Genomic DNA, 23,875 nt, shown 5'->3' with positions numbered 1-23,875 from the left:
CGGAAGGGTGCCTCCCCTGCACGTGATCCAGTCCTAGAGAAGCTGAATCATCGCAGGTCGGAAGCACCCTTCCTCCATGAGGTGACTGGCTGTCACTGAAGTGCCTGGTGCCGTGAATTCGTGAGGCCTGACCCAGTCCGATCTGGAGGACGTCCTCCAGCACGTCTGGGTCGCCGGCCCCGGCAGCCCCAGCCCCGGTGAAGTCCTCACCGAGCCGACCACTCCGCTCACCCGCGAGCAGGCCCAGGCCCTCGCCATCGACCTCGCCCGCCGCGGCACACCCGCCGAGGGCGGCTTCCGCACCTTCCAGCCCGTTGTCGACGGCGGCGCCTGCCCCTGGAACCTCGACTGCCACAACTGCGACAAGTTCGTCCTCTCCGGCGCCGACCTCCTCTACTGGCGGCGCAAGCGCGAACAGTGGCGGCTGCTGGCGGAGGGCGCCCCGGACGACGCCACCGCCGACTACCTCCACCGCTACTTCGAGCCCACCGCCCGCGCCATCGACGGCCTGGAGAAGGCTCTGGCCGGCCTCGGCCTCCTCGAGGACGCCCTCGCCCTGGACCTGCGCAAACCCCAGGACTACTTCCACCGCGTGTGGTCCACGGCGTTCCGCGCCGCCGACCTCGCCGGCGCGGGCGCCGACGAGCAGAGCAAGTACAGCGATACGTGCACAACCGACAACAACCCCGAGCAGGACATCGCATGAAGACCGCTGCCGTTCCAGAACCCCGCACAGCCGCTGCCCTGGCCGCCCGCCGCCACAAGACCGAGACCGCCCTCCAACGGGTCCGCGAAGCCATCGCCCGACTCCGGCGCGAGAAAGCCCAGGTCAGCGTCGCCGCCGTCGCCCGTCGCGCCGACGTCTCACGCACCTTCCTCTATGACAACGCCGAGGCCAGAACCGCGGTCGCTACCGCGATGGTCGAGGTCGGCGAACGCCGGACACAGTTGCTCGCCGATCAGGACATTGAGCGCGTGGCGACCTGGCGCGAACGTGCCCTGAACGCCGAAGAGGCCCTCAAAGCAGCTCACGGCGAGATCCTCGCCCAGCGGACCCGTACCGGCGAACTCCTCGGCCAGGTCCGGGACTTGCAGGCCGAGTGGACCGAGGAGGCCATCCAGCGGATCACCACCGAGAACACCACCCTCAAGCAGCGGGTCCGCCAGCTCATCACCGACAACCGTACCCTCGACGAGCGCCTCAAGGCCGCACGCTCCAACCTCCGCTTCCAAGACCGGCGCGTCGCCGACCTCGAAGCCCGCCTCACCGATCCGGCTTCAACATGACTCCGTCCGGCTACGACCCGCAGATGTCAGTGGTGCGGGCCATACTCGTGCTGCGGCGCCGCCCGGGTGCCGCAGCAGGAGGGGAGCGACATGGCTGAGGTGCTGGTTTTCCACCATGGGCACGGGCTGACCGTCGGCGTCCGTCAGTTCGCCGAGCAGCTGCGACGGGCCGGACACACCGTCCACGTCCCGGACCTGTTCGAGGGGCAGGTATTCGACAGCCTCGGGGAGGGCATGGGTTACGCCGAGGACACCGGGTTCGGCACGGTCATCGCGCGCGGAACCGCCGCCGCCGAGGGGCTGCCTGCGGAACTCGTCTACCTCGGGTTCTCGCTCGGTGTCCTGCCGGCGCAGAAGCTGGCCCAGACCCGCCCCGGCGCAAAGGGTGCGCTGCTGCTGGAGGCATGCGTCCCGGTCGCGGAGTTCGGCGGCGCCTGGCCCCACGATGTCCCGGTCCAGGTCCACGGCATGGACGCGGATCCGTTCTTCGCCAGGGAGGGCGATGTGGACGCAGCCCGGGCGCTCGTCGCGACGGCGGCGGATGCCGAACTGTTCCTCTACCCCGGCGACAGGCACCTGTTCACCGACAGCAGCCTGCCGTCGCACGACGAACACGCCGCAACGCAGGCTACCCATCGAGTGCTGGACTTCCTCGACCGCATCAAATAGCCCGGCATTTCGGCGAGGACTACCAAGGCCAAAGGCAGCCCGCTCCAACCTCCACTTCCAAGACTGGCGTGTCGCCGACCTCGAAGCCCGCGTCCCCGACCCGGGAACAGCGACGTGGTCCTGCCTCGCTGACCACCTCACGGCCCGTCCACCGTCCCGGTGGACGGGCCGGCCCATGAGACCACCCGGACGAGCTACAACAACGACCCCAACACGCCGTCACGGACATGTAGTCTATGAATCGTCGCAGTTCAGAGCAAGTATCCGAGCTTCTGCGGTCGGTAAACTTGGCGACAAGCCACTCGTCGAGGAATTCCTGGATCTCCAGCATCGACCAGAGCGGCTCGTCCTCCACGTCTCGGCCGCGGTGTTCGGCGGTGCGGCCGAGGTAGCCGGGGAAGAACTGGCAGAACAGGCTGGCCACTGATTCAAGTGTGCGTTCGATATGGGGTTTCTCCGCCGGGGAGCGCGGGTGGCAGGGCTGGAAGGTGATCTCCAGGGTGCGGCAGGCGGAGCGGAAGTTGTCCGAGATGAACGCCTTGCCCCGGTCGCAGACGATGGTCTCCGGAATGATCACCGGCCGGGCCGCGGCGTGCTCAAGGCGCTCGTCCAGGGTCAGCAGTCTGCGGTGCGGCAGCACCGAGCGGGACATCGCCAGGGCCTGGACCCAGCCTGGCCGCATCGGCTCCGGTGTCAGCGCGCGGGCCAGCAAAAGGGAAGCGTCCACCGACTTGGTGGTCGGCCGCACCACCGCCGCGGCGACGGTCCGCGTCGCCAGGTCGATGAGCGCGCAGAGCTCGACTCTCCCGGGGACCCCGTGGTCCAGCCGCACCAGCACGTCCAGCGGGGTGGAGTCGATCTGCATCAGCTCGCTCGGGGCGGCGACCGACTCGTAGCGGAACGGCCCCTCGGGCTGGTCGGCCAACGAACGGCGGGTGCGGGCCGAGCCTGTGACGTGGACTCCGTGCGACAGCTTGTCGAAGAGCCGGTAGAACGTGGGCCGCGACGGCATCTCCACCACGCCCAGGCCGTGCTCAGCCTCCAGGATCCGCTCGGTCCGCCAGCGCGCGTGCTCAATCGTGCGGGTGGAAGCCGGGACGCTCTCGCCGATCGTCTGCCGGATCGCCGCCACCACCCGCGAATCGGCCCGGCCGACCAGCGAGGCGTGCGGGGCGAGCCGGTGGTCCACCACCGCCGCGATCCCGCCGGCCTCGTACTGCTGGCGCTTGCGCTTCACCGTCCGCGCCGTGACCTCCTCGCCCAGCGCGACCAGCTCGGCCGCCTTCGCCCGCTCGCGTTGCGCCAGCGAACGGCAGGCCGGGTCGTACTCAGGCTTGACCCGGACCCCCGCCGGGGCGTCGGGCGGCAGACCGGTGAGGAGCTCGACCAGGTGCCGCTGCCACCATAGGGCGCGGGCGGCCACCGGCCCGGGCAGACGCTCCAGCAGCGCGGCCGAGCCCAGGGCGGTGCGGTTGCCGGCCCCGAGGACTGCGAAGTCCTCGGCCGACTGCAGGTGGACCTGGTCGACGAGCATGCCGGTGCCGTGCGTGTCGGCCAGCCGGACCCGCATCCCGGTCAGGCCGACCACGGTATAGGTGTGCCCCTGGAACCTGACCCGGTCGCCGAGCCGCAGTCGACCTGGGCGCGCGGATGTCACGGGCAGCCCCCGGACGCCAGGCGCACCAGCGTGTCGGTGCCCAGCGGGGCCGTCACCAGGTCTGCCGTCAGTTCCTGCTGCCAGAGCAGGTAGTAGAGCACCGGCAGCACGGCCAGCCGGTCGCCGACTTGCTCAGCCCCGGCGAGCAGGGGCAGGGGTTCGGCGAAGACTTCCCGTAGCCGGTCAGCCGATGGCGCGTGATAGCAGCGGCCGTGGCGGTAGCGGGACAGCCAGCGCAGGTTCACCCGGTAGGGCTGGTGCAGGTCGCCGACGTGACGGAACTGCCAGCCCACCTCCTCACAGACCCGTGCGGTGAACGCGAAGACCTCGGCGGTGTCCTCGTCGACCAGGTCTTCCGGTCGCACGTCGACAACGACACCGGTGCCGTCCCGTAGCCGGACAAAGTAGTCCGGGGTATGCCCGCGCTCCCGCTCACCGTCTGTCCAGGTGAGTCGGAAGGGCTGCGAGGACAGCGCGACGACAGCGGGATCGAAGTCCAGCGCCATCGCCGCGTCCCGCTCCACCCAGGACTCATAGCCCACCTGGGTCCGCGAGGTCGCCGCCCAGTACTCACCGGTGAAGTTCTTCTGCCCCTTGAACGAGGCGAACGACCGGACCGGCGAGGCGAGCTCGAACGGCTCGGCCCAGCAGCCCAAACCATCAAGAGAGCGCTGACGCGTTCAGGACACACAGGCTGCCGCTTTTTTCAGAAAGTCCCGCTCCGCAGTAACTTCCTGCAACTTCTTCTCGAGTTCTCGGACGCGCTCGTCGGACTCGATGGATTCCGCGACGGACCCGCCGGAGAGGTGAACCTTCCTGTACTGGGCGACCCATCGGCTCAGTGAGCTTTTGAGTAACGCCAAATTCCTTCGCGACAGCCGCGTGCGGACGTGACTTGTCGAGGACCTCACGAACTACCCGTTCCTTGAGCTCCGGGGAGTACGGCCGTGTGCGCTTTGTCACTTACCTATCCTTCGTTCGCGATAAGTATCTCTTGCATCGCCACTGTCCGTGAACCTCGGGGCGGTTCACCCTTCAGAAGGGCTGCGCCCAACCCCGTTGACGGACTCGGCATGTCCCGACATCACCAGCGGCACCCACAAGGGGGTTGCGCCGCTTACCCCCACCTGTGCTGTCTGCTTCCCGGGGGCGCGCTGGCCTGTGGTTCGCGGTGGCCGCAGTGGGATGGCAGCTGGGCTTCTGGCACGCCTGGAAGACCTCCCGTAGCTGCGCCCGGCCCGCGCGGCACAGCTCGTCGTGCTGGCCCGGCTGCTACTGCGCGGGCGTGTCGCAGCCTTCGAGGTCCCCAAGCCCATCCCGTGCTGCAGCCACCATGGCTAGAACTGTCACTTGACGATCTCCAGCACTGCCATCATGCCCGCGTCCTCGTGGTTGAGGATGTGGCAGTGCAGGACGGTCTTGCCGGTGTAGTCGTTGAAGCGTGTCCGGATCACGAACCGTCCGTGGGCGGGGATACTCGCGGTGTCCTGCAGGCCGTGTCCGTTGTGAGGATGGCCGTTGATGCTCATCAACTGGAACTTGTTGGTGTGCACGTGGAACGAGTGCTCCTCGTCGCTGACGTTGCGTACGGTCCATTCCTCGACCGTGTTCAGTTTGGCCCGGACGTCCACCCGGTTCGGGTCGAACTGTTTGCCGTTGATGTAGAACTTGGTGCCTTTCTTGTTCTCGGAGAACACGATGGTGCGCCGCACGGCGATCCTCGCGTGGCTCAGGTCCGTTGTCGGGGCGAAGGTCGACGTGGGCAGTGCGGCGGGGTGCTGGGCAGGACCTTCGGAGACCAGGGTGGCCAGGGTCGCCTTCGGGAACTTGTTACCGCCCGGCCCGGTGTTGTACGCGAGCGTCTGCAGCTGGGTACGGCCGGCCGGACCGCCTTGTACGAGGACGTCGAAGCGGGCGCCGGCCGCGAGGAGGAGCGAGTCGGCCGTCCAGACCTGGTCAACGGGGGTGCCGTCGTGGGCGATCACGTGGAACCGCTGCCCTTGCAGGTGGAGGTTGTAGTAGATGTTGGCGCTGATGTTGGCCAGCCGCCACAGCTGGGTCTCACCTGGCCGGATGAGGATGTTCGGGTTCAGCTGGCCGTTGACCGTGCGGTTGGTCGGCGCGCCGATGTGCAGGTCCTTGGTCTTGACGGAGTCGCCCTGGACCTGGAAGTCCTTGAGCCCGATGACGTGCTCGGTGATGTGACGCAGGTTCGGCGGGAGGTAGGGCCGCAGCCCGTCGACGATGAGGACGCCCGACATGCCGCCGGCGACCTGCGGCGCGGACATCGTGTGCGAGTGTGAGTGGTACCAGTAGGTGCCGGGCCGCAGGCTGTCCGGGTACCGGTAGGAGTAGTGGAACGCCCTGCCGGGATGGATGTGGACGAAGATGTTGTCGGAGTGGCCGCTGGGCGACACATGAAGTCCGTGGGTATGCAGGTTGGTGGCCTGGTCCAGGTTGTTCCGCAGCGTCAGATCCAGTCTGTCCCCCGGCCGGATCCGCAGCGTGGGCGGCATGTACCGGCCGTTGTAGGTGAGGGCCCACAGTTTGCGGCCCCCCACTTCGACCTGCCGCCTTGCCACGAGCAGATCCACATGCAGGAACCCGTTGTGGCTCACCAGCTGCGGCGGATCCTGCAGCAGGGAACTTGTCGCAACCGACAGTGCCGGCGGAGGGGAGGACGACTGCGACACCGACCGTCCGCTCGTGCAGCCGCTCATGAGGGCGACGATGGCAAGGATCAGCCCGGTGGTGAGGCAGAGCAGCTTGGATCGGGACCGCATCATGCCTCCACGTGCGAAGTGGACTCCTCTCTTGCCCAGCTCACACCAGCCAACAACCGGTCGACCCCGGTCGCCACCTGGGTGGACCGTTTGCCCGACCCGATCACCAGGACGGCGCAGGGGCAGCCGGGCACGTTGACCCGCCGTTCAACGCGCGATCGTCTGGAAAGGGGGCGGCGAGGTCGCGGCCGCCGTAGCCCCGTTCGCGCGCCTCGGTCAGGATCTCGTCCGTAGTGGCCGCCGCGGGCAGCAACAGGCCGAGAGCGTTTCCGGCCTGCAGGGCGAGGCGGATGCCCCTTCCGGCGTCGACATCTCGAGCGATGGGCCGAGCGCCCAGTCTGATTGACCACACCTGCCGTGATGCCGCGGCAGGAGGAGGGCCACTCCGACCAGGTCGAAGGGAGGCGCGGCTGACATCCGGCGCTTGATCGTCACCTGGCGCCGCCAGATGCGAGCACTACGCGGTATGACCTCGTTTGACAGACCCACCGTACGAGCACCACCATCCCCCGGCGCCGGGGCTCCCGTACGTCCACTCGACCGAGGCAGGCGCACCTTCCCGAGATTTCCGGCCCGTCACCCGGCGCGGGACTACCAAGCCAGCTCCACGTGGACGGTCTTGCCGTTGGGGCCGGGGACGACGCGCACCCGGCGGGCGAGGCTCTGGACGATGGGCCAGCCCCGTCCGCCGGTCCGGTCGGGGGTCCGGGAGTGCGGGGGACTGGGGCTGGTATCCCGCACGGTGATCCCGATCCCGCCAGGAAGCAGGCCGAGCTTCAGGGTGAGGGGCCCGGGAGCGTGGCGGACGGCATTGGTCACCAGTTCGGAGATGACCAGCAGGACGTCGTCGCGAAAGGTGGTGCGGGCGTGCGGGACGTGGAGGCGGAGGAAGGCGACGGCGGCTTCCCGTGCTTCGGCGATGCAGCCGGCCACGCCGTCGAAGTCCACGCACACCTCCGGAGGACAGGCGTCGTGCGGAGTGGCCGGCGGGAGTTCCATCCCGGCTCCCTTCCCACTGGGTACCTCACCGCTGCCGGTGGCACCGTCGTGCTGCCGGGGCGCCTTCCCCTCGGCCTTTCCCCCACACAGCAGAGTACTCAGCCGACGTTCACGGGTTCGCGTCCCCTGCGCTTGTGCGTTGATCCGCCCGTGCGTGGTGGTGATCCGTTCGGGGAACCCCGATGTTCCTTCTAGTGCAGATTCACTATCCTGTCCTAGTGCCCACCACCCAGGCAGGGACTACACGTGAGAGAAGACGTAACGGTAACCGACCCGTTGTTCCAGGTCAGCACCACACTCGACGGCGACGTGCCCGGCCTCTGGCTCGTCGGCGAGCTAGACCTGGACGGTACCGCGAAGTTGCGCGCCGCCCTCGACGACTGCTTCGCGCGGCCGTCCGACTGTGTCGTGCTCAACCTGTGGGGCCTGCGCTTCTGCGACTGCGCGGGGTTGAACGTGCTGCTGGAGGCCAAGGTCACGGCGGATAGGATCGGCACCGAGCTGTGCGTGGAGGGGGCCCGCGCGCAGGTGGCCCGACTGCTCGCCCTCACCGGCGCCGACGAAGTGTTCGCCGACAGTGTGCAGCGTCTACCACCAAGGACCCTCTGATGCCTTCGCCACTGCAAACCGCACCGGATACCGTGCCGCGCACCGCCGGAATGCACATCACCATCCTGCTCGTCGAGGACCACGACATGGTGGCCGAAGCGATCTGGCTCGCCCTGGACCGCACCGACGACCTGGAGGTGGTAGGCCGCAGCCTGTCCGTGAAGGACGCGCTGGCCGACGCCGCCCGGCTACGCCCCGCCGTGGTGGTGCTGGACCGGCGACTGCCCGATGGTGATGGCATCGCCGCCATCCCCACGCTCAAGGCCGCCGCGCCCGGCACCCGGGTGCTGGTGCTGACCGGCGAGGCGACCCCAGCGGTCGCCGCCGACGTCGCCGGGGCCGGTGGTTCGGGACTCATCCTCAAGGTCGGCAATCTGGGCGAACTCCAGGCCGGTGTACGCCTGGTAGCGGCGGGTGAAGTGGCCTACAGCAAGGGCCTGCTCAGCGGGGCGCTGGACCGGCTGACCGGCCGAACCGCCGACCTGGGCGCCACCCTCACCCCGCGCGAGCGCGAGACCCTCGGCTTGCTCGGCGACGGCCTGGGCACCGCCGAGATCAGCCAGCGGCTCGGCGTCGCCCTCAACACCGCGAGGAACCACGTCCAGCGGGTCCTGGGGAAGCTCGGCGCCCGCTCCCAACTGGAGGCGGTCGCCGTGGCCCGCCGTGAGGGCCTTCTCCGGTGACCGGGAACAGCCCCGGCGAACAGAGTGGCACCCCCGCCCCGACCGAGACGGCGTTCACCCTGCTGGTCAAGAGCGTTCTCGACTACGGCATCTTCATGCTCGACCCCGAGGGCTACGTGTCCACCTGGAACGCCGGCGCCGAGCGGATCAAGGGCTACCGCGCCGAGGACATCATCGGCAAGCACTTCTCGGTCTTCTACCCGGCCGAGGACATCGCCGCCCGCAAACCCCACCTGGAGCTGGAGGCGGCCATCGCCGACGGCCGGCTGGAGGACGAGGGCTGGCGCATCCGCAAGGACGGCTCCCGCTTCTGGGCCAACGTGGTGATCACCGCCCTCTTCGATGAGACCGGCGAACTGCGCGGCTTCGGCAAGGTCACCCGGGACATGACCGAGCGCCGCGCCGCCGAGCAGGCGCTCACCGAACGCCGCCGCCTGTTCGCCCACCTGGTGCAGGCACAGGAGCTGGAACGCCGCCGCATCGCCTGGGACGTGCACGACGACTCCATCCAGGCCATGGTCGCCGTCGGCATGCGGCTACAGCTCCTCGCCGACCGGGCGAGCGAGCCCTACGCGAGTGAACTCTCCAAGCTCGACGCGTCGGTGCGCGAGGCGGTGGGCCGCCTGCGCAACCTCACCTTCCGGCTCCAGCCGCCCGGCATCGACCGGCACGGCCTGGTCGAGTCGCTGTCCCAGCACCTCAACGACGTCGTCAGGAGCTGGGGTCTTGAGCCGTCTCTAGAACACACCCTGGAGAAGGAACCCGCCCCCGAGACCGCGATTACCATCTTCCGCATCGTCCAGGAGGCGCTGCTGAACGTGCGCAAGCACGCCCGAGCACGCACCGTACGAGTCAGCGTCACCACCGAGAACCGCGGCCTGCTGGTCCGAGTGGCCGACGACGGCACCGGGCGCCCGGCGGTCGCCCCCACGCTACACGAGCACTTCGGGCTGATGGAGATGCGCGAGCGGGCCGAGACCGCCGGCGGCTGGTGGACGCTGCGCAGCGAGCCCGGCACCGGCACCACCGTCGAGTTCTGGCTGCCCGACCTGCCGGCCGGCCAGCTGGACGAACCGATACCCGGTGCACCTGCCAGGAGCTTCGACTCCCGGAGCGCCCCCGAGGGACCGCCGTGACCCAGCCCGCCACGCCCAGGGGCCCCCTGCGGGTACTGATTTGCGACGACAACGACATGCTGCGCGCGGTGCTGGCGGAGGTCGTCGAGGCCCAGCCCGACCTCACCCTGGCCGGCAGCGCGGCCGACGCCGACGAGGCGATCCAGCTCGCCATCGCCCGACGGCCGCACGTCGTGGTGCTCGACGTGCGCTTTCCCGGCGGCGGCCCGTACACCGCCCGGCAGATCGTCCGCGCCGTCCCCGGCGTGCGCATCCTGGTGTTCTCCGCCTATGGCGACCAGGGCGCGCGCACCGAGATGGCGGCGGTCGGCATCGCGGGATACCTCGTCAAGGGCGGCGTCAGCAACGCCCAGCTGTTGGCTGAGGTCCGGGCCCTGGGTGCCGAAGCTCTCACATCCACGACCTCCGGCGCCGAGGGGAATCCGGCGTAACCACCGGTCGGCCATGGCCGGTTTGTAGTTGATCCACGACCAGGCGTCGATGACCAGTTCGCGCAGCCTCACGGGTGCCCTCCAGGCGTCCAAGGCCCCGCGCCCGCAGCGACCAGGATACGGCGAGTCGCGCGCCGCAGCGTCCCGCGCGCAGCGGTACTGCGCTCTCCACCCTCATGTTGTTACAGATCTCTACGAGCTTTGTTCGATACGAAACGTCTCGTCCGCCATGCGCCCCACCAACGTCAACCTCCATCGTCGTCACCACCGGGCCCGCTCACGGTAGCGGCCTTACGACCAGAACGCCCAGGCTTGTCAGCGGTCACACAATGGCGGACCGGGGCTGGCTGCACCGCACCCCCGCAGGCCGCTTCACCGCCCCGCCCCGACCGTCCGCCTGACCGAACCTGGCCGGACTTCGGCGTAACACGTACGCCCCCGAGGGGAGTTGGGGATTGCATGCGAAAGAACACCAGCCCCGCCCGAGGGTACTGACGGGTTTGTCTACCAGTGCCGCCCTGCCGGTGTCGAGCGCCACCCTGGACCTCGTCTCCGTCTGACCGCGGCCACCTGAAGAAGATCGGCTCGCGGTGGCGCAAGCTCCCACCCGGCCGGATCGCCCTGATCGCCTTGGCGGTCCTCTGCCATGACCAGCGGCTTTCCGATAGGGCGGGCGGCAACGACGTCTCCGCACCGTGCGCCGCTGGCTGCTCGAAGTCATCGGCCTGCTCGCCGCCCTGGACCGCGCCTGAAGAAAATCGCCGCTCGCACGGCACCCTGGTCCGCGTACTAGCTAGGGCAACACCACAGCTGCGGAACTGAGGTACTACGACTACGAGCGGAAACGGCGTCGAAACAATTCCGCAATTAGTTGAGCATGAAACAAAGCTACTTTTTTGCGTCGTTCCTCAATTGCAAGGAGTCACGTGAGCACCAGTGGTTTCTCATCCGTTCCCGAGGGAACGCAACAATTCGGGCTGAGTCGCCGTTCACTGCTCGCGGCCAGTGCCGTGGCCCTGGGCGCGACCACCGCCGTCGCCGCACCAGGCTTTGCCGCCGCTGCGGAGCCCGGCCCTACCCCGGCGGCATCCCGCCGAGCGAAGCCCACGTTCCACCTGCCGTCGCGCCCCGAGACCGTCGCCTGGGGGTACATGGACGCCGCGCTCCCGCCCGTCCTGCACGTTCAGCCCGGTGACGTCGTGACCATTGACACGCTGTCCCACCAGGGGATGATCAACGGAGCCGACCCGGCCACCTTCTTCGGCTCCTACGGCATCCCGCGCAGCGACGTGCTGCAGGACGCCATCGACGTCTATGCCGCGAAGCAGCCAGAGCCCGGCTTCAGCGCGCATGTGCTGACCGGCCCGGTCTACATCGAGGGCGCGGAACCCGGTGACGTCCTGGAGGTTCGCGTCCTCGACTCCAAGGCCCGTGTTCCGTACGGCGTCAACAAGACGGGGCCGGGGTCCGGGGTCCTGCCCGACCTGCTGAAGGCGGTTTCGACCAAGGTCATCAGCCTCGACCTCAAGAAGATGCTCGCCGCGGTTACCGACGACGTACACGTTCCCATCGCTTGTTTCCAGGGCATCATGTGCACCGCGCCCGCACCCGCGCTGGGCAAGGTGAGTTCGCGTCCGCCCGGCCCCTTCGGTGGCAACATGGACCTCCGCGACCTCACCGCGGGGTGCACTCTCTACCTGCCTGTCTTCAACGCCGGCGCGCTGTTCTCCACCGGTGACGGGCACACCGCGCAGGGCGACGGTGAGGTCAATGGCACGGCGATCGAGACGTCCCTGACGAGCACGTTCCAGTTCTTCGTCCACAAGGGCGTCAACGCGCCGTGGCCGATGGCCGAAAGCCGGACGCACTTCATCAGCATGGGTATCGACGTCGACCTGGACAGCGCCCTGGCCATCTCACTCCAGCAGGCTGTCACCTTTCTGGAGACGAAGATGGGGCTCAGCGCCGCGGATGCCTACACACTGTGCAGCGTGGCGGTGGACTTCGAGATTGCCGAGGCCGTCAACTTCACCAAGGTCGTCCACGGGAAAATCCCGAAGGCGGTCTTCAAGGACCTGCCGCACTACTGGGCGGACTGACCCTGACACCCAGCTACGGGAGTTGCTCGGCCAAGCAACTCCCGTAGCCGCGCGGCAGCGCGGTGAAACGCTGCTCGGCCTGGCGCTCGCGCCGGAATACAGGCGGGGGCACGGAGCCCTGTATGTCTCTGATCCCGTAGCAGACGATGCGTATCCGGCCAGTGGCCGGCCCGCGAGAGGCTGGCGGCGGCGTGGCCAAGTTGTCGGCGTTGTGCTTGTGCCTGCGATCGTCATGGCCGGTGGGCGGCGGCGGTCAGGGGTCTGGGGGTGGTGGCGGTCCGGTGGTGCGGAGCTGTCGGTGGGCGTAATGGGGGCGGGCCGTAGCGTGCGGCCGGTGGAGGTGGTGGGAGGGGGTGCGTTCGATGGCCAGGAGGGCGGCGTCGTCGTCGAGTCGCCTACCGGTGTGAGCGAGCAGGTCACGGTGGATCTGATCCAGCAGGGCGTCGGGGCAGGAGGCGCGCAGGGAGGCGACCCGTTCGGCGAGGGGGTAGAAGTCTCCGGTGGGTGAGCGGGCTTCGATGACGCCGTCGGTGTAGAGCACGAGCATGTCGCCGGCCTCGAAGATGAACGGGTCGGAGCACCATGTACCTCTCCTCGTACAGCGGCACCATCTGCAAGCTCTCCCGGTCGTCGGGGGCGAAGTGAGCGATCGCGGCGTCCAGCTCGAACTCGCACAACTGGCGGTGCAGCTCCTTGGTCGACAACCGGGAGCGGACCTGCACTTTGGCCAGCGGGTGCGCCGCGCAGAACGCGGCCACAGGAAGCGCCACGGTCGTCGACGCCGTGGGTTCTGTCCCCAGCCGCAGCGTCCCGGTGATGCCCGACTGAACGGCGGCCACCTCGGCCTTGAACGCGTCTTGCTCGGCGAGGATCCGCTTGGCCCACACGACGAGCCGTTCGCCCTCCGGTGTGAGGCTTTCGTAGTTGTGCCCCCGGTTGATCAGCGTGACGTTCAGCTCCCGCTCGAGCCTGGCGATCGCCGCTGAGAGCGCGGGCTGGGACACGTAGCAGGCTTCCGCCGCCCGCGCAAAGTGCCTCTCCCTGGCGACCGCCACGAAGTACTCCAACTGACGGAACAGCATGACAGACTCCTCTCTGCCTGGGCGCCGCGCCGGAACCGGCGCGGGGCTCGGTCGCTCCGCCGACACCTTCAATCATCCTGCCTATCGGCCATTCGACGACCCGTCTGGACGCCCGCCACCGATCTCGCCGAGGCCGAGCGGGCCCTGCTCGCGGACGCCGACCAGGCCGTCGCCGTCAGCAACTGGGCGGCGGCCGACCTCTCCGCCGCCTACGGCGCCCCCACCCAGGCCCAGCAGGGCCCGCAGGCGGAGCGCACCCGCCCCGCGCCGACTGGGCCGCGTCCTGCAAGAGAACCGCCACGCACGCTTGACCAGCACGGATGACTATTGGCGCCCACGCTGTTACGTTCGGTGTCCTACGGGAGGAGCCGTGTTGGAGCACCATTCAGAGCTCGGTGGCAGCCCGGGAAGGGTGATGCGCATCGCGGTGGTGGTACTGGTGGCTGCGTCCGGCGCGGTGGAGACCATCTCGTTCACCGCACTGGACCATGTTTTCGCCGGTGTCATGACCAGCAACCTGGCGCTGCTGGGAATGGCGATCGGCCGGGCCAGCGGAACGGGTGTGACCGCAGCGCTGCTGGCGCTGGCGGGGTTCGGCGCGGGCGCGGCGGTGGTCACCTGGGTGACCCACGGCCGGGCAGACATCGGCACTCACTGGCCGCCGCGCGTGATGTTCTGCCTGGTCGGTGAGGCGGTGCTGCTGGCTGTGGGTGCGGGCTTCTGGGCGGCCTCGGGCGGCCCGCCCGGTCAGACATCCCGGCATGTGATGCAGTGCGGGGCGGCGGCGGCGATGGGCGGGCAGGCCGCGGCGATGCTCGCGGCCGGGCGGGCCGCTGCGCCCACGACCTATCTGACCGGAACGCTTGCCACGTACATCGTGCGGCGTCTGGGCAGCGCCTCAGCGCAGCCTGACCGGTGGGTGCCGGTCCAGCTCGGGGCACTGATTGCTGGCGCGGCAGCGGCTATGGCACTGCGCTGGGCTGCGCCGGCGTGGGCCGGCGCGCTCCCCTTCGCGCTTGTCACGGCCGCGACACTGACCGCCGCCTCCGGGCCCCTCCTGGCACGGCGGTCAGCGATGGACAACCCACCCGAGGCCAAGTAGCTCCCCTAGGAGGGCCTCCGGCCGCCTGGCGATCGCCCGCACCGGACGCCGCTCGTCGATGAGCAGACATTGCCGGCCGCCCTGACCACTCGCAACGCCGCCCAGCTCCTGCCCGTCCTGTTCCGCGCGCAAGACCGGTAGCGGATGGCGGTGGCCTGGGGGAAAAATACCCGCACACACATCCGGGGGTGTCGAGAGGTAGACATGAGGGGGGACGACGTATCGGGCGAAGACGATGTCCTGCTGGAGCTCTGAGGGACGACGGTCTCCGATGAGTCGGAGAGCTACGTACACGAGCTGGATTCGTCGGCCATCCATTCCTATGACGCGGAGTTCGATGGGAAACGCATAGTCGTGCCTCCAGGGCAGTTGCATCTGCGCCTGCATATCGGCCAGTTACCCACGACCGATGATCGGCGAACTACAGCGACCACGAAGATCTACAGCTGAAGGGGCTGGTGAGCCGGTTCGGCTCACTCTTCTGGGTGAAGAAACCCTGTAATTCGATCCCGGCAGGTGAAATTTGGCGATCCTGATGATTCGTCGACTCGCCAGGGCCAAGGGTGTCCTGGTACGACCCGAGCGAAAGCCGTGTTCCACCCCCGCTTCGTCGAAGAAGACGCGCAGTACTACGTTCCTCTTAGGCTTTGGAGCTACCGATGCACGTCGCTCTTACCGGTGCCACCGGGTTTCTCGGGCTGCGGCTTGTTCGTGAGCTGCTTCATAGGCACCGCATGCTGACCGTCCTCGCGCATGCCGGATCCAACGGCGCGCTCGGGCGCATCACCCGATTCCTGGAACTGACCGACGCGCCAGCTGAGTTGATCGCAGAGCTTCCCAGCAGGCTCCATATCGTGGAGACCGATCTGGGACAGCCGCGGATGGGACTGGCCACCGCCGCTTTCGAGCGGCTGGCCGACGAGCTAGACGTGATCTGGCACAGCGCGGGCAACATCAACCTGGACGACGACCTCGCGAAGCTGCGCCGAGTCAACGTCGAGGGCACCCGGAACGTGCTGGAGTTGGCCGCTGCCAGCTGCCGGAAGCCAATAATTTACCACATTGGAACCGCTTTCGTGGGCGGAGCGCGACGCGACGGCGTGATCTACGAGGACGAGCTGGACGACGCGCACGGCTTCGAGAACGGCTACGAGCGGTCCAAGTACGAGGCTGAAGTGCTGGTGCACGAATGGTCACGGGCGCATAGCCGTCCGGTCGTGGTGCTGCGGCCGAGCATCCTGGTCACTGACCTGCCACCGCACCCGGAGCTGCCGGAGCATCCCCTGCAGTTCATCGACCAGATCGTGCAGACCTCACTGCGCAGTGTCGGCCTCGCCGGGTTGCACATTCCCGAGGGGAGCCGGCCGGTGGTGCGGATGGCCGGTCATCCCCAGGGGCACCTGAACCTGATGCCGGTGGAACACGCGGCCAGGGTCATGGTCCAGTTGGCGAGCAGACAGCCCTCGGGGCGGGTCGACACCTACCACGTCGTTCACGACCACGACGTGCCGACCACGGCCATCACCGCGATGATGGAGCAGCTCGTGCCGGTGAAAGTGGAATTGGTCGAGAACAGGCCGGGTGACCCGTCCCCGCTGGAGGCCGCGGCGGACCTCTACCCCGGATTCACCCCGTATCTCAGCCACCGCCGTCGTTTCGACGACACCCGTGTGCGGACTCTGCTCGGGCCGTCGTTGTCCGGGATCCGTGTGGACCTGGACTACCTGTTTGCCGGCGTGTGCTCGAAGCAGACGACGGCGTCCAGCTCCGTACTGCGGTGAACGACTCCCGCCGCCTGCCGCTTTATTGACCCGAATTTCCATTTCAGAGCAAGACAATCACCTTGATGGAGCCCGCCCTTGTCGGTCTTGGCTTGTCCTGACGCTGTCGTCACACCTCCGCCGGTCTTCTCCTCCGAGGAGATCGCGGCCTGTGCTCGGCAGATTCGGGAACATGTGCACATCGTCGCCGATTCCACCGGCCAAGAGCTGGGCTTGGTGGTGGGGCACAGGCCCGCGGGCGAGGTTGCCGGAACACTGCCGCCGCTGTATCCCGAGTGGCTGGGCGGGCGCAGCTTCTGCGAGGCCCACGGCGTCCGTTTCCCTTATGTGGCAGGGGAGATGGCGAACGGCATCGCGACGACGCGGATGGTGATCGCGATGGCTCGGGCCGAGATGCTCGGGTTCTTCGGGGCGGGTGGTCTGGGGTTTCCCGAGGTTGAGCGCGCCGTGCAGGAGCTGGCCACGGAACTCGCGGGTACGGCGAACTGGGGTGTGAACCTGATTCACTCGCCCAGCGAGCCCGAGCTGGAGTACCGCGTCGCCGAGCTGTTGCTGCGGCACGGTGTTCCCTGCATCTCGGCGTCGGCTTTCATGGATCTGACCCCGGCCGTGGTGCTGTGCTCGGCCGCGGGGCTGAGTCGGGACGCGGATGGGCGGATCGTCCGGCGTACGCGGCTGTTCGCCAAGGTCTCGCGACCTGAGGTCGCCGAAAAGTTCCTCTCGCCGGCCCCGCCCGACCTGTTGCGTCTGCTGGCGGAGCGGGGAGAGCTCAGTGCCGAGGAGGCCGAACTGGCCGCGCGGGTGCCGGTGGCCGAGGACGTCACGGTGGAGTCTGACAGCGGTGGGCACACCGACAACCGGCCGCTGGGTTCGTTGTTGCCGAGGATCCTGTTCCTGCGTGACGAGCTCACCCGGCGCTTCGGTTACGCGCGGGCGGTCAGGATCGGCGCCGCCGGAGGGCTGGGGACGCCGGGCGGGGTCGCCGCTGCTTTCGCGCTCGGGGCGGCCTACGTGGTGACGGGGTCGGTGAACCAGGTCGCCATGGAGGCCGGTATCTCCGACGAGGCCAAGGCCATGCTGGCCGACGCGGACATCGCCGATGTGATCATGGCTCCCGCCGCCGACATGTTCGAGCTGGGCGTCAAGCTCCAGGTACTGCGACGGGGCACCATGTTCGCGCCGAGGGCGGCTCAGCTCTACGAGGCCTACCGGGAGCATCCGTCATTGGACGAGATTCCGGCGCAGCTGCGCGCCAAGATCGAACGGGATGTATTGCGAGCCCCGATCGACGAGGTCTGGTCACAGACCCGGCAGTTCTGGCAGCAGCGCGACCCGGCCGAGATCGCCCGTGCGGAGGCCGACCCCAAGCACCGTATGGCATTGGTCTTCCGTTGGTACCTCGGAAACTCCAGCCGCTGGGCGATCACCGGAGACACGGCTCGGCGCACCGACTACCAGATCTGGTGCGGCCCGGCGATGGGCGCGTTCAACCGATGGACCGCAGGCAGCTTCCTGGCCGAACCAGCGAACCGTTCGGTGGTGCAGATCGCGCTCAACCTGCTCGAGGGCGCCGCCGTGACCACCCGTGCCCACCAGCTTCGCACCTACGGCGTGTCCGTACCCGCCTCGGCGTTCGCGTTCACGCCGTACCGCCTCGCCTGACCGCACTGACCACCAAGGAAGAGAGACCATGTCCGACGCTCAGCACAGGCAGGTTCCCATCGCTGTGGTCGGTATCGGCGCGTTGCTGCCCGGCTCTCCGGACGCCGGAGAATTCTGGCGCACCGTGGTGGCAGGCCGGGATCTGATCACCGACGTCCCCGCCAGCCGCTGGCTCGTCGAGGACTACTACGACCCCGATCCCGCCGCGCAGGACAAGACGTATGCCCGCCGAGGGGCGTTCCTGCCGGACGTCGGGTTCGATCCGTTGGCCTTCGGCATCCCGCCGAACACGCTGCCCGCGACGGACACCGCGCAACTGCTCGCGCTCATGGTGGCCGAACAGGTCCTCACCGACACCGGTGGGCTGGCGGGAATGGACCGTGCCCGGGTCAGCGTCATCCTCGGCGCGGCCTCGCTGGAACTGCTGAGCCATATGAACGCGCGGCTCCAGCGCCCGGTGTGGCTCAAGGCTTTGCGGGAGAACGGTATTCCCGAGGCTGAGGCGCAGGCCGTGTGCGACAGCATCACCGGCCACTACGCACCCTGGCAGGAGTCGACCTTTCCGGGGTTGCTCTGCAACGTCATCGCGGGGCGGATCGCGAACAGGTTCGACCTACACGGCACCAACCACACCACTGACGCCGCGTGCGCCAGCTCCTTCGCGGCGCTCTCCGCAGGGGTGAGCGAGCTCTCGCTCGGCCGATCCGACCTGGTGATCAGCGGTGGTGTCGACACCTCGAACGACATCGGCATGTTCATGTGCTTCGCCAAGACGCCCGCGTTGTCTCCCAGTGGTGACTGCCGGCCGTTCTCCGACGCGGCCGACGGAACGATGCTCGGCGAGGGCATAGCCATGTACGCGCTGAAGCGGCTGGCCGACGCGGAACGCGACGGCGACCGGGTCTACGCGGTGATCCGGGGAATCGGCACCTCGTCGGACGGCAAGAGCACGGCGATCTACGCGCCACTGCCCGAGGGACAGGCCCGAGCCCTGCGGCGGACCTTCGACGAAGCGGGCTACGACCCAGGGACCGTCGAGCTGGTGGAGGGACACGGCACTGGAACCAGCGCGGGGGACGCCGCGGAGTTCGCCGCGCTGCGCCAGGTGTACGGGGAGTCCGGTCGGGAGGATCGGCAGTGGTGTGCGATCGGCTCGGTCAAATCGCAGATCGGTCACACCAAATGCGCCGCGGGCGCCGCCGGACTGCTCAAGACCGTCCTCGCCCTGCACCACAAGGTCCTTCCCCCGATGATCAAGGTCGATCGACCCAATCTCGCGATGGAGATCGGCGACAGCCCATTTTATGTGAACACCCAGGCGCGTCCGTGGGTGCGCTCCGCCGAGCATCCGCGCCGGGCCTCGGTGTCCAGTTTCGGCTTCGGCGGCAGCAACTTCCACGTCACGTTGGAGGAGTACCGGCCCTCGGAGGGGTCCGGTGGCCGTACGCCATCGCGTATCCGCACCGCCCCCACCGAGCTCGTGCTGTTCAGCGGCCCGTCGCCCGCTGCCCTGCTGGAACGGAAGATCGACAGCGGCCGCTCACTGGCTGACGTCGCGCGGGAGAGCCAGGCGGCGTTCGGGGCGAGTGACCCCGTACGGCTTGCCGTCGTCGCGTACGACACCGACGACCTGTCGAAGAAGTTTGCACAGGCCGTCGCGCTGATCCGGCGGCAGCCGGACACGGCGTTCTCCACTCCGACGGGTATCCACTACGCCGCCGGTACCGCCTCCGTCGGCCGGATCGGTTTCCTCTTTCCGGGCCAGGGCGCCCAGTACGTCGGCATGGGCGCCGACGTCACCATGCTTTCGCCGGCCGCCCAGTCGGTCTGGGACCGCCTGGGCAGCATCGAGTTCGGTGATCGCCCGCTGCATCGCGCGGTCTTCCCGCCGCCGGTCTTCAACGACGAGGACCGAGCCGCCCAGCAGGCGCTGCTGACCGCCAGTGAGTGGGCGCAGCCCGCGCTGGCGGTGCACAGCCTCGCCCTGCTTGAGGTGTTGCGCGGCCTCGGCCTTGAGCCGGACTGCGTGGCAGGGCACAGCTTCGGTGAGTTGGTGGCCCTGCACGCCGCGGGCGCGCTGGACGCCGAGTCCCTGGTGGGCCTCGGCCGCAGGCGTGGTGAGCTGATGCGCGAGGCGGCGACCACACCGGGTGCGATGCTGGCTGTCTCGGCAAACCGGGCCCAGGTCGAGGCGGCCATCGCCGGCAGTGTCTCCGCGGATGTCTGGCTGGCCAACCACAACGCTCCGAGCCAGTTCGTGGTGTCCGGCGCGACCGAGATGGTCGAGGTCGTCGAGCAGAAGCTCGCCGCCGACGGCATCACCACTCGACGGTTGAATGCCGCGACCGCCTTCCACACCCCTGTCGTTGCCTCGGCGAGCGAACCGCTGTCCGAGTTCCTGCGCGAGGTGGAGGTCGGGCAGCCCCGGATCGACGTCTACGGCAACGCCGACGCGTCGACGTACCCCTCATCGCCCGGGGAGATCCGCCGCAGGATCGCCAACCACCTGGCCTCGCCGGTGCTGTTCAGCGACGAGATCGAGGCGATGTACGCCGCAGGGGTGCGGACGTTCGTCGAGATCGGCGCCGGCGCCACGCTGACGGGCCTCGTCGGGCAGATCCTCGGTGACCGCGAGCACCTGGCGGTAAGCCTGGACCGCAAGGGACGCAACGGAATCATCACTCTGCAGGATGCGCTCGGCCAGCTCGCCGTGCGTGGTGTCCAGCTCGACCACGACGACCTGTGGGCGCCTTACGCGCCGCCCGAGGCAGCAGCGAAGGAGCACAAGCCCAAGATGACCGTGCAGATCAACGGCGAAAACTACGGTCGGTCCTACCCGCCCGCGGGTGGGGCCGCCGAGCTGCCCGCGCCGAATCCGCCTCGTGGGCTCGAGGTGTCCCCACCCGCCGCGGAAACCCTGGCACCGATGAGTGCCGCCGTGCCCACGGCCACCGCTCCTGCGGCGTCCGCTGCGGACGCCAATTGGTTTACCATGATCGAGAGTGCGCAGCGGCACACGGCGGAAGCCCATGCGGCCGTCCACCGCATGCTGATCGACAGCCACATGGCGTTTCTGCAGATGACGGAGACGACCTTCGCCGCGATGCTGGGAGCACAGGGCGGCGAAGGTGCGGTCGCTCCTGCGATGCCCACACTGCCCGCGGTGCCGTCCTTGCCGGCGGTGCTGCCCACGCTGCCCGAAGCGGCCACACCCGTTGAGGTTCTGGTACCTGCCGCGGCACCCGCCGTGCCGCTGGCACCCCCGGCTCCACTTGGCCCGGCTGCGCCGCCGGTTGATTCCTCGGTGGGGTTCGAGGAGTTGTTGTTGTCGGTGGTGGCGGAGCGGACGGGTTATCCGGTCGAGATGCTGAACGCGGATATGGAGCTTGAGTCGGATCTGGGAGTCGATTCGATCAAGCGGGTGGAGATTCTGTCCGCTGTGCGTGAGCAGGTGGGCGACCTGCCGGAAGGCGATGTCGCCGAGCTGGGCAAGCTCCGCACCCTGAGGGAGATCGTCGACGCGTTCACCACCAGCGCCAGTCCTGTCCGGAAATCCGTTGCGGTCCAGGAGATCCCTGCCGTACGTCGTGAACTCGAAGGACTCGAAGAACAGGTCGTGCTCAGCAGGCTCGCCGTTCGCACGCTGAACGCGCCCGCGCCCGGCCTCGCGATGGCGGGTCTCGGCGAGGGGCCGTTCGCGGTGACCGAGGACGGATCCGGGATCGCCGAGCTGGTGGCGGACAAGCTGATCGACCACGGCATCCACGCCACCGTCGTGCCCAGCGTTCCAGCGGATGCGCGCGGGGTCGTGCACCTCGGTGGCCTCGCCGAGATCGGCTCGCCGGACGACGCGCTGGAGCTTCAGCGGGACGCCTTCCGGGTGGCGCGGTCGGTCGCGCCGCGCTTCGCCGCTCAGGGCGGGGTGTTCGTGACCGTGCAGGACACCGGTGGTGACTTCGGACTCGACGGCAGGCAGCCCGACCGGGCATGGCTCGGCGGTATCGCCGCGCTGGCCAGGACCGCGGCCAAGGAGTGGCCCGCAGCCTGCGTCAAGGCGATCGACTGCGAGCGCGGCGGTCGCGACGCCGACGCCGTCGCCGAGGCAATCGTCGGCGAACTGCTGGGCGGTGGACCGGCGACGGAGGTCGGTCTCCGCGCGAACGGCACCCGCGCCACCCTGAGCGCGGCCTCGGCGCCGGTGGAGCCCGGCCCGAGGGCGAACATCGGGCCGAACTCGGTGATCGTGGCCACCGGGGGAGCGCGCGGGGTGACCGCGGCCGCACTGCTGGACCTCGCCAGGACCCACCGGCCCCGGATCGTGCTGCTCGGCCGCACCGAGCTGCCCGCGGAACCCGCGGGACTGGCGACGGCCACCGACGAGGCCACGCTCACCCGTGCACTCGCCGAGCGCTCCGGCGGCGTCGCTCCCGCTGCGATCGTGACGGAGGCCCGCAGGATCCTGGCGACGCGTGAGGTCCGCTCGACGCTGGCGGCGCTGGAGGGCGCCGGTTCCCCGGTCCGGTACGTGCCGGTGGACGTCCGGGACATCGGGGCGCTGTCCGCCGTACTGGACGAGGTGCGCGGGGCCTGGGGGCCGATCACCGGGATCGTGCACGGCGCGGGAGTCCTGGCCGACAAGCTGATCGCCGACAAGACCGACGAGCAGTTCGACCAGGTTCTGGCCACCAAGGTCGGCGGTATGCGAGCGCTGCTCGCGGCGACCGCGGGTGATCCGCTCGACGTGATCGTCCTGTTCTCCTCGGTGGCCGCCGTCTTCGGCAACGCCGGGCAGAGCGACTACGCCATGGCCAATGAGGTGCTCAACCACGTCGCCTCCGCCGAACGCGCCCGGCGCCCCGAGTGCCTGGTGCGCTCCATCGCGTGGGGGCCATGGCGCGGAGGTATGGTCACCCCCGCGCTGGCCGAGCACTTCGGCCGGTCCGGCGTCGCTCTTATCCCCACTGGACAGGGCGCCGCGGCCTTCACTGCCGAGCTGAGCGGTCCGGCCGCCGGCACGCGGGTGGTCGTCGCGGCCGGCCGCGATTTCGGCTCGATGGCCGCCGTCACCGAGCCCGGCACCGCGGAAGTGCGTATCTGCTCGCGCACGCACCCCTACCTCGCTGATCACGACATCGCCGGGGTACCGGTACTGCCGGTGGCGATGGTCCTCGACTGGTTCGTCGGCGCCGCCTCGGCATGGCGGCCGCATGCCGACGGCGTGGTTCTGCGCGACCTCCGCGTGTTCAGCAAGGTCGTCCTGCCACACCTGGGCAGCGGAGGCCACCGGCTCACCCTGCAGGGTCGTCGCGCGATGACCGGCGCACCGTCGACGCTGGAGGCGGAACTCCTAGGCGACGACGGCACACCGCGCTTCCGGGCCGCAGTCGAACTCAAGACGGGCGCCCCGCACTCGGCGAACTGGGACACCCCGCAGGGGCTGGTTCCTTTGCAGCGCACCGAGATCTACGACGGCCGGGTGCTCTTCCACGGACCGCGGTTCCACGCCATCCGTTCGGTGCACGGGGTCGGCGCCCACGGGGCCGAGGCGACCGTGACCGGTCTGCTCGAGCTGGGCTGGGGCGGTGACAAATGGCAGCTCGACCCGGCCGCTGTGGACGGTGGACTGCAACTCGCGCTGCTGTGGGCCCAAAGCGCACTCGGTGACGCCTGCCTGCCGATGGCGGTCGCGGAGTGCCTGGTGCACCGGCGCGGGCCGATCCAGGACACCGTGCGGTGCGTGGTGCGGGCTCGGAAGGTGCACGACACGGGCGCGCGGTGCGACCTGGCACTCATCGACCAGGACGGAGCTCCCAGGGTGGAGTTGCTCGGTGTGGAACTCGTGCGACGCCCCTCCTGAGCCCGTGCCGCCGGCATCCATCCGTGTTCGTGAAGTGA

Annotated in this window: 18 protein-coding genes and 1 pseudogene; 11 read left to right on the top strand and 8 right to left on the bottom strand. The window is 68.9% G+C overall.

All coding sequences use genetic code 11. From position 1 onward, the window contains the following. Positions 1-589, bottom strand: a 589-nt coding sequence (locus FCI23_RS60835) for a hypothetical protein (RefSeq protein ID WP_246144526.1), incomplete at its 3' end; no start/stop codon positions are given. A gap of 113 nt (positions 590-702) precedes the next feature. On the opposite strand from FCI23_RS60835, the gene FCI23_RS40045 reads away from it, so the two are divergent. Next, positions 703-1,287, top strand: a complete 585-nt coding sequence (locus tag FCI23_RS40045) for a DUF6262 family protein (protein WP_136729065.1) — start codon at positions 703-705, stop codon at positions 1,285-1,287. A gap of 90 nt (positions 1,288-1,377) precedes the next feature. Further along, on the top strand, positions 1,378-1,956 hold the full coding sequence (locus tag FCI23_RS40040) for a dienelactone hydrolase family protein (protein WP_136729064.1): 579 nt from the start codon (positions 1,378-1,380) through the stop codon (positions 1,954-1,956). Positions 1,957-1,975: 19 nt separating this feature from the next. On the opposite strand, the gene FCI23_RS40035 is transcribed toward FCI23_RS40040, so the two are convergent. From FCI23_RS40035 to FCI23_RS40015, 5 genes are all read right to left on the bottom strand, one after another. Then, on the bottom strand, positions 1,976-3,613 hold the full coding sequence (locus tag FCI23_RS40035) for an integrase catalytic domain-containing protein (protein WP_246144525.1): 1,638 nt from the start codon (positions 3,611-3,613) through the stop codon (positions 1,976-1,978). Continuing rightward, positions 3,610-4,269, bottom strand: a complete 660-nt coding sequence (locus FCI23_RS40030; protein ID WP_136729063.1) for a TnsA-like heteromeric transposase endonuclease subunit — start codon at positions 4,267-4,269, stop codon at positions 3,610-3,612. The genes FCI23_RS40035 and FCI23_RS40030 overlap by 4 nt, the downstream gene beginning before the upstream one ends. A 4-nt stretch (positions 4,270-4,273) precedes the next feature. Continuing rightward, a complete protein-coding gene (locus FCI23_RS64130; RefSeq protein ID WP_136729062.1) occupies positions 4,274-4,576 on the bottom strand; it encodes a transposase in 303 nt (100 codons plus the stop codon). 383 nt (positions 4,577-4,959) lie between these two features. After that, positions 4,960-6,399, bottom strand: a complete 1,440-nt coding sequence (locus FCI23_RS40020) for a multicopper oxidase family protein (protein WP_211265667.1) — start codon at positions 6,397-6,399, stop codon at positions 4,960-4,962. A gap of 588 nt (positions 6,400-6,987) precedes the next feature. Further along, positions 6,988-7,395 carry an ATP-binding protein gene (locus FCI23_RS40015; protein ID WP_136729061.1) on the bottom strand — a complete coding sequence of 136 codons (408 nt, stop codon included), beginning with the start codon at positions 7,393-7,395 and terminating at the stop codon, positions 6,988-6,990. Positions 7,396-7,641: 246 nt separating this feature from the next. On the opposite strand from FCI23_RS40015, the gene FCI23_RS40010 reads away from it, so the two are divergent. From FCI23_RS40010 to FCI23_RS39985, 5 genes are all read left to right on the top strand, one after another. Continuing rightward, complete coding sequence (locus FCI23_RS40010) at positions 7,642-8,004, top strand: STAS domain-containing protein (protein ID WP_136729060.1); 363 nt, start codon at positions 7,642-7,644, stop codon at positions 8,002-8,004. Next, positions 8,004-8,687 carry a response regulator transcription factor gene (locus tag FCI23_RS40005; protein ID WP_136729059.1) on the top strand — a complete coding sequence of 228 codons (684 nt, stop codon included), beginning with the start codon at positions 8,004-8,006 and terminating at the stop codon, positions 8,685-8,687. Before FCI23_RS40010 ends, FCI23_RS40005 begins: the two co-directional genes overlap by 1 nt. Continuing rightward, the gene (locus FCI23_RS40000) at positions 8,684-9,823 is read left to right on the top strand and encodes a PAS domain-containing sensor histidine kinase (protein ID WP_211265666.1); all 1,140 of its coding nucleotides are present in this window, start codon (positions 8,684-8,686) and stop codon (positions 9,821-9,823) included. Before FCI23_RS40005 ends, FCI23_RS40000 begins: the two co-directional genes overlap by 4 nt. Then, entirely contained in the window at positions 9,820-10,254 is a 435-nt protein-coding gene (locus tag FCI23_RS39995) for a response regulator (RefSeq protein WP_211265665.1), read from the top strand. The genes FCI23_RS40000 and FCI23_RS39995 overlap by 4 nt, the downstream gene beginning before the upstream one ends. A 926-nt stretch (positions 10,255-11,180) precedes the next feature. Next, positions 11,181-12,353 carry an acetamidase/formamidase family protein gene (locus FCI23_RS39985; protein WP_136729058.1) on the top strand — a complete coding sequence of 391 codons (1,173 nt, stop codon included), beginning with the start codon at positions 11,181-11,183 and terminating at the stop codon, positions 12,351-12,353. A gap of 253 nt (positions 12,354-12,606) precedes the next feature. Here FCI23_RS39985 and FCI23_RS39980 read toward each other — a convergent pair whose 3' ends face one another. Together FCI23_RS39980 and FCI23_RS39975 are read right to left on the bottom strand one after the other, a co-directional pair. Beyond that, positions 12,607-12,918 carry a SpoIIE family protein phosphatase gene (locus tag FCI23_RS39980; protein WP_322973967.1) on the bottom strand — a complete coding sequence of 104 codons (312 nt, stop codon included), beginning with the start codon at positions 12,916-12,918 and terminating at the stop codon, positions 12,607-12,609. A gap of 43 nt (positions 12,919-12,961) precedes the next feature. Further along, a pseudogene (locus FCI23_RS39975) lies at positions 12,962-13,435 on the bottom strand (LysR family transcriptional regulator); the annotation flags it as partial. A gap of 373 nt (positions 13,436-13,808) precedes the next feature. Between FCI23_RS39975 and FCI23_RS39970 the strand changes: the two are divergent. From FCI23_RS39970 to FCI23_RS39955, 4 genes are all read left to right on the top strand, one after another. Next, entirely contained in the window at positions 13,809-14,537 is a 729-nt protein-coding gene (locus FCI23_RS39970; RefSeq protein ID WP_246144524.1) for a DUF1275 family protein, read from the top strand. Between the two features lie 659 nt (positions 14,538-15,196). Continuing rightward, on the top strand, positions 15,197-16,318 hold the full coding sequence (locus FCI23_RS39965; RefSeq protein ID WP_136729056.1) for an SDR family oxidoreductase: 1,122 nt from the start codon (positions 15,197-15,199) through the stop codon (positions 16,316-16,318). Positions 16,319-16,396: 78 nt separating this feature from the next. Next, complete coding sequence (locus FCI23_RS39960; RefSeq protein ID WP_136729055.1) at positions 16,397-17,980, top strand: PfaD family polyunsaturated fatty acid/polyketide biosynthesis protein; 1,584 nt, start codon at positions 16,397-16,399, stop codon at positions 17,978-17,980. Positions 17,981-18,008: 28 nt separating this feature from the next. Continuing rightward, positions 18,009-23,837 carry a type I polyketide synthase gene (locus FCI23_RS39955; protein WP_136729054.1) on the top strand — a complete coding sequence of 1,943 codons (5,829 nt, stop codon included), beginning with the start codon at positions 18,009-18,011 and terminating at the stop codon, positions 23,835-23,837. Positions 23,838-23,875 lie beyond the last annotated feature (38 nt).

The organism is Actinacidiphila oryziradicis, assembly GCF_005047355.1.
In the GTDB taxonomy this organism is placed as follows: Bacteria; Actinomycetota; Actinomycetes; order Streptomycetales; family Streptomycetaceae; genus Actinacidiphila; species Actinacidiphila oryziradicis.
Note: the sequence above shows the minus strand (reverse complement) of the source record. Positions and strands in the feature narration are given on the sequence as shown.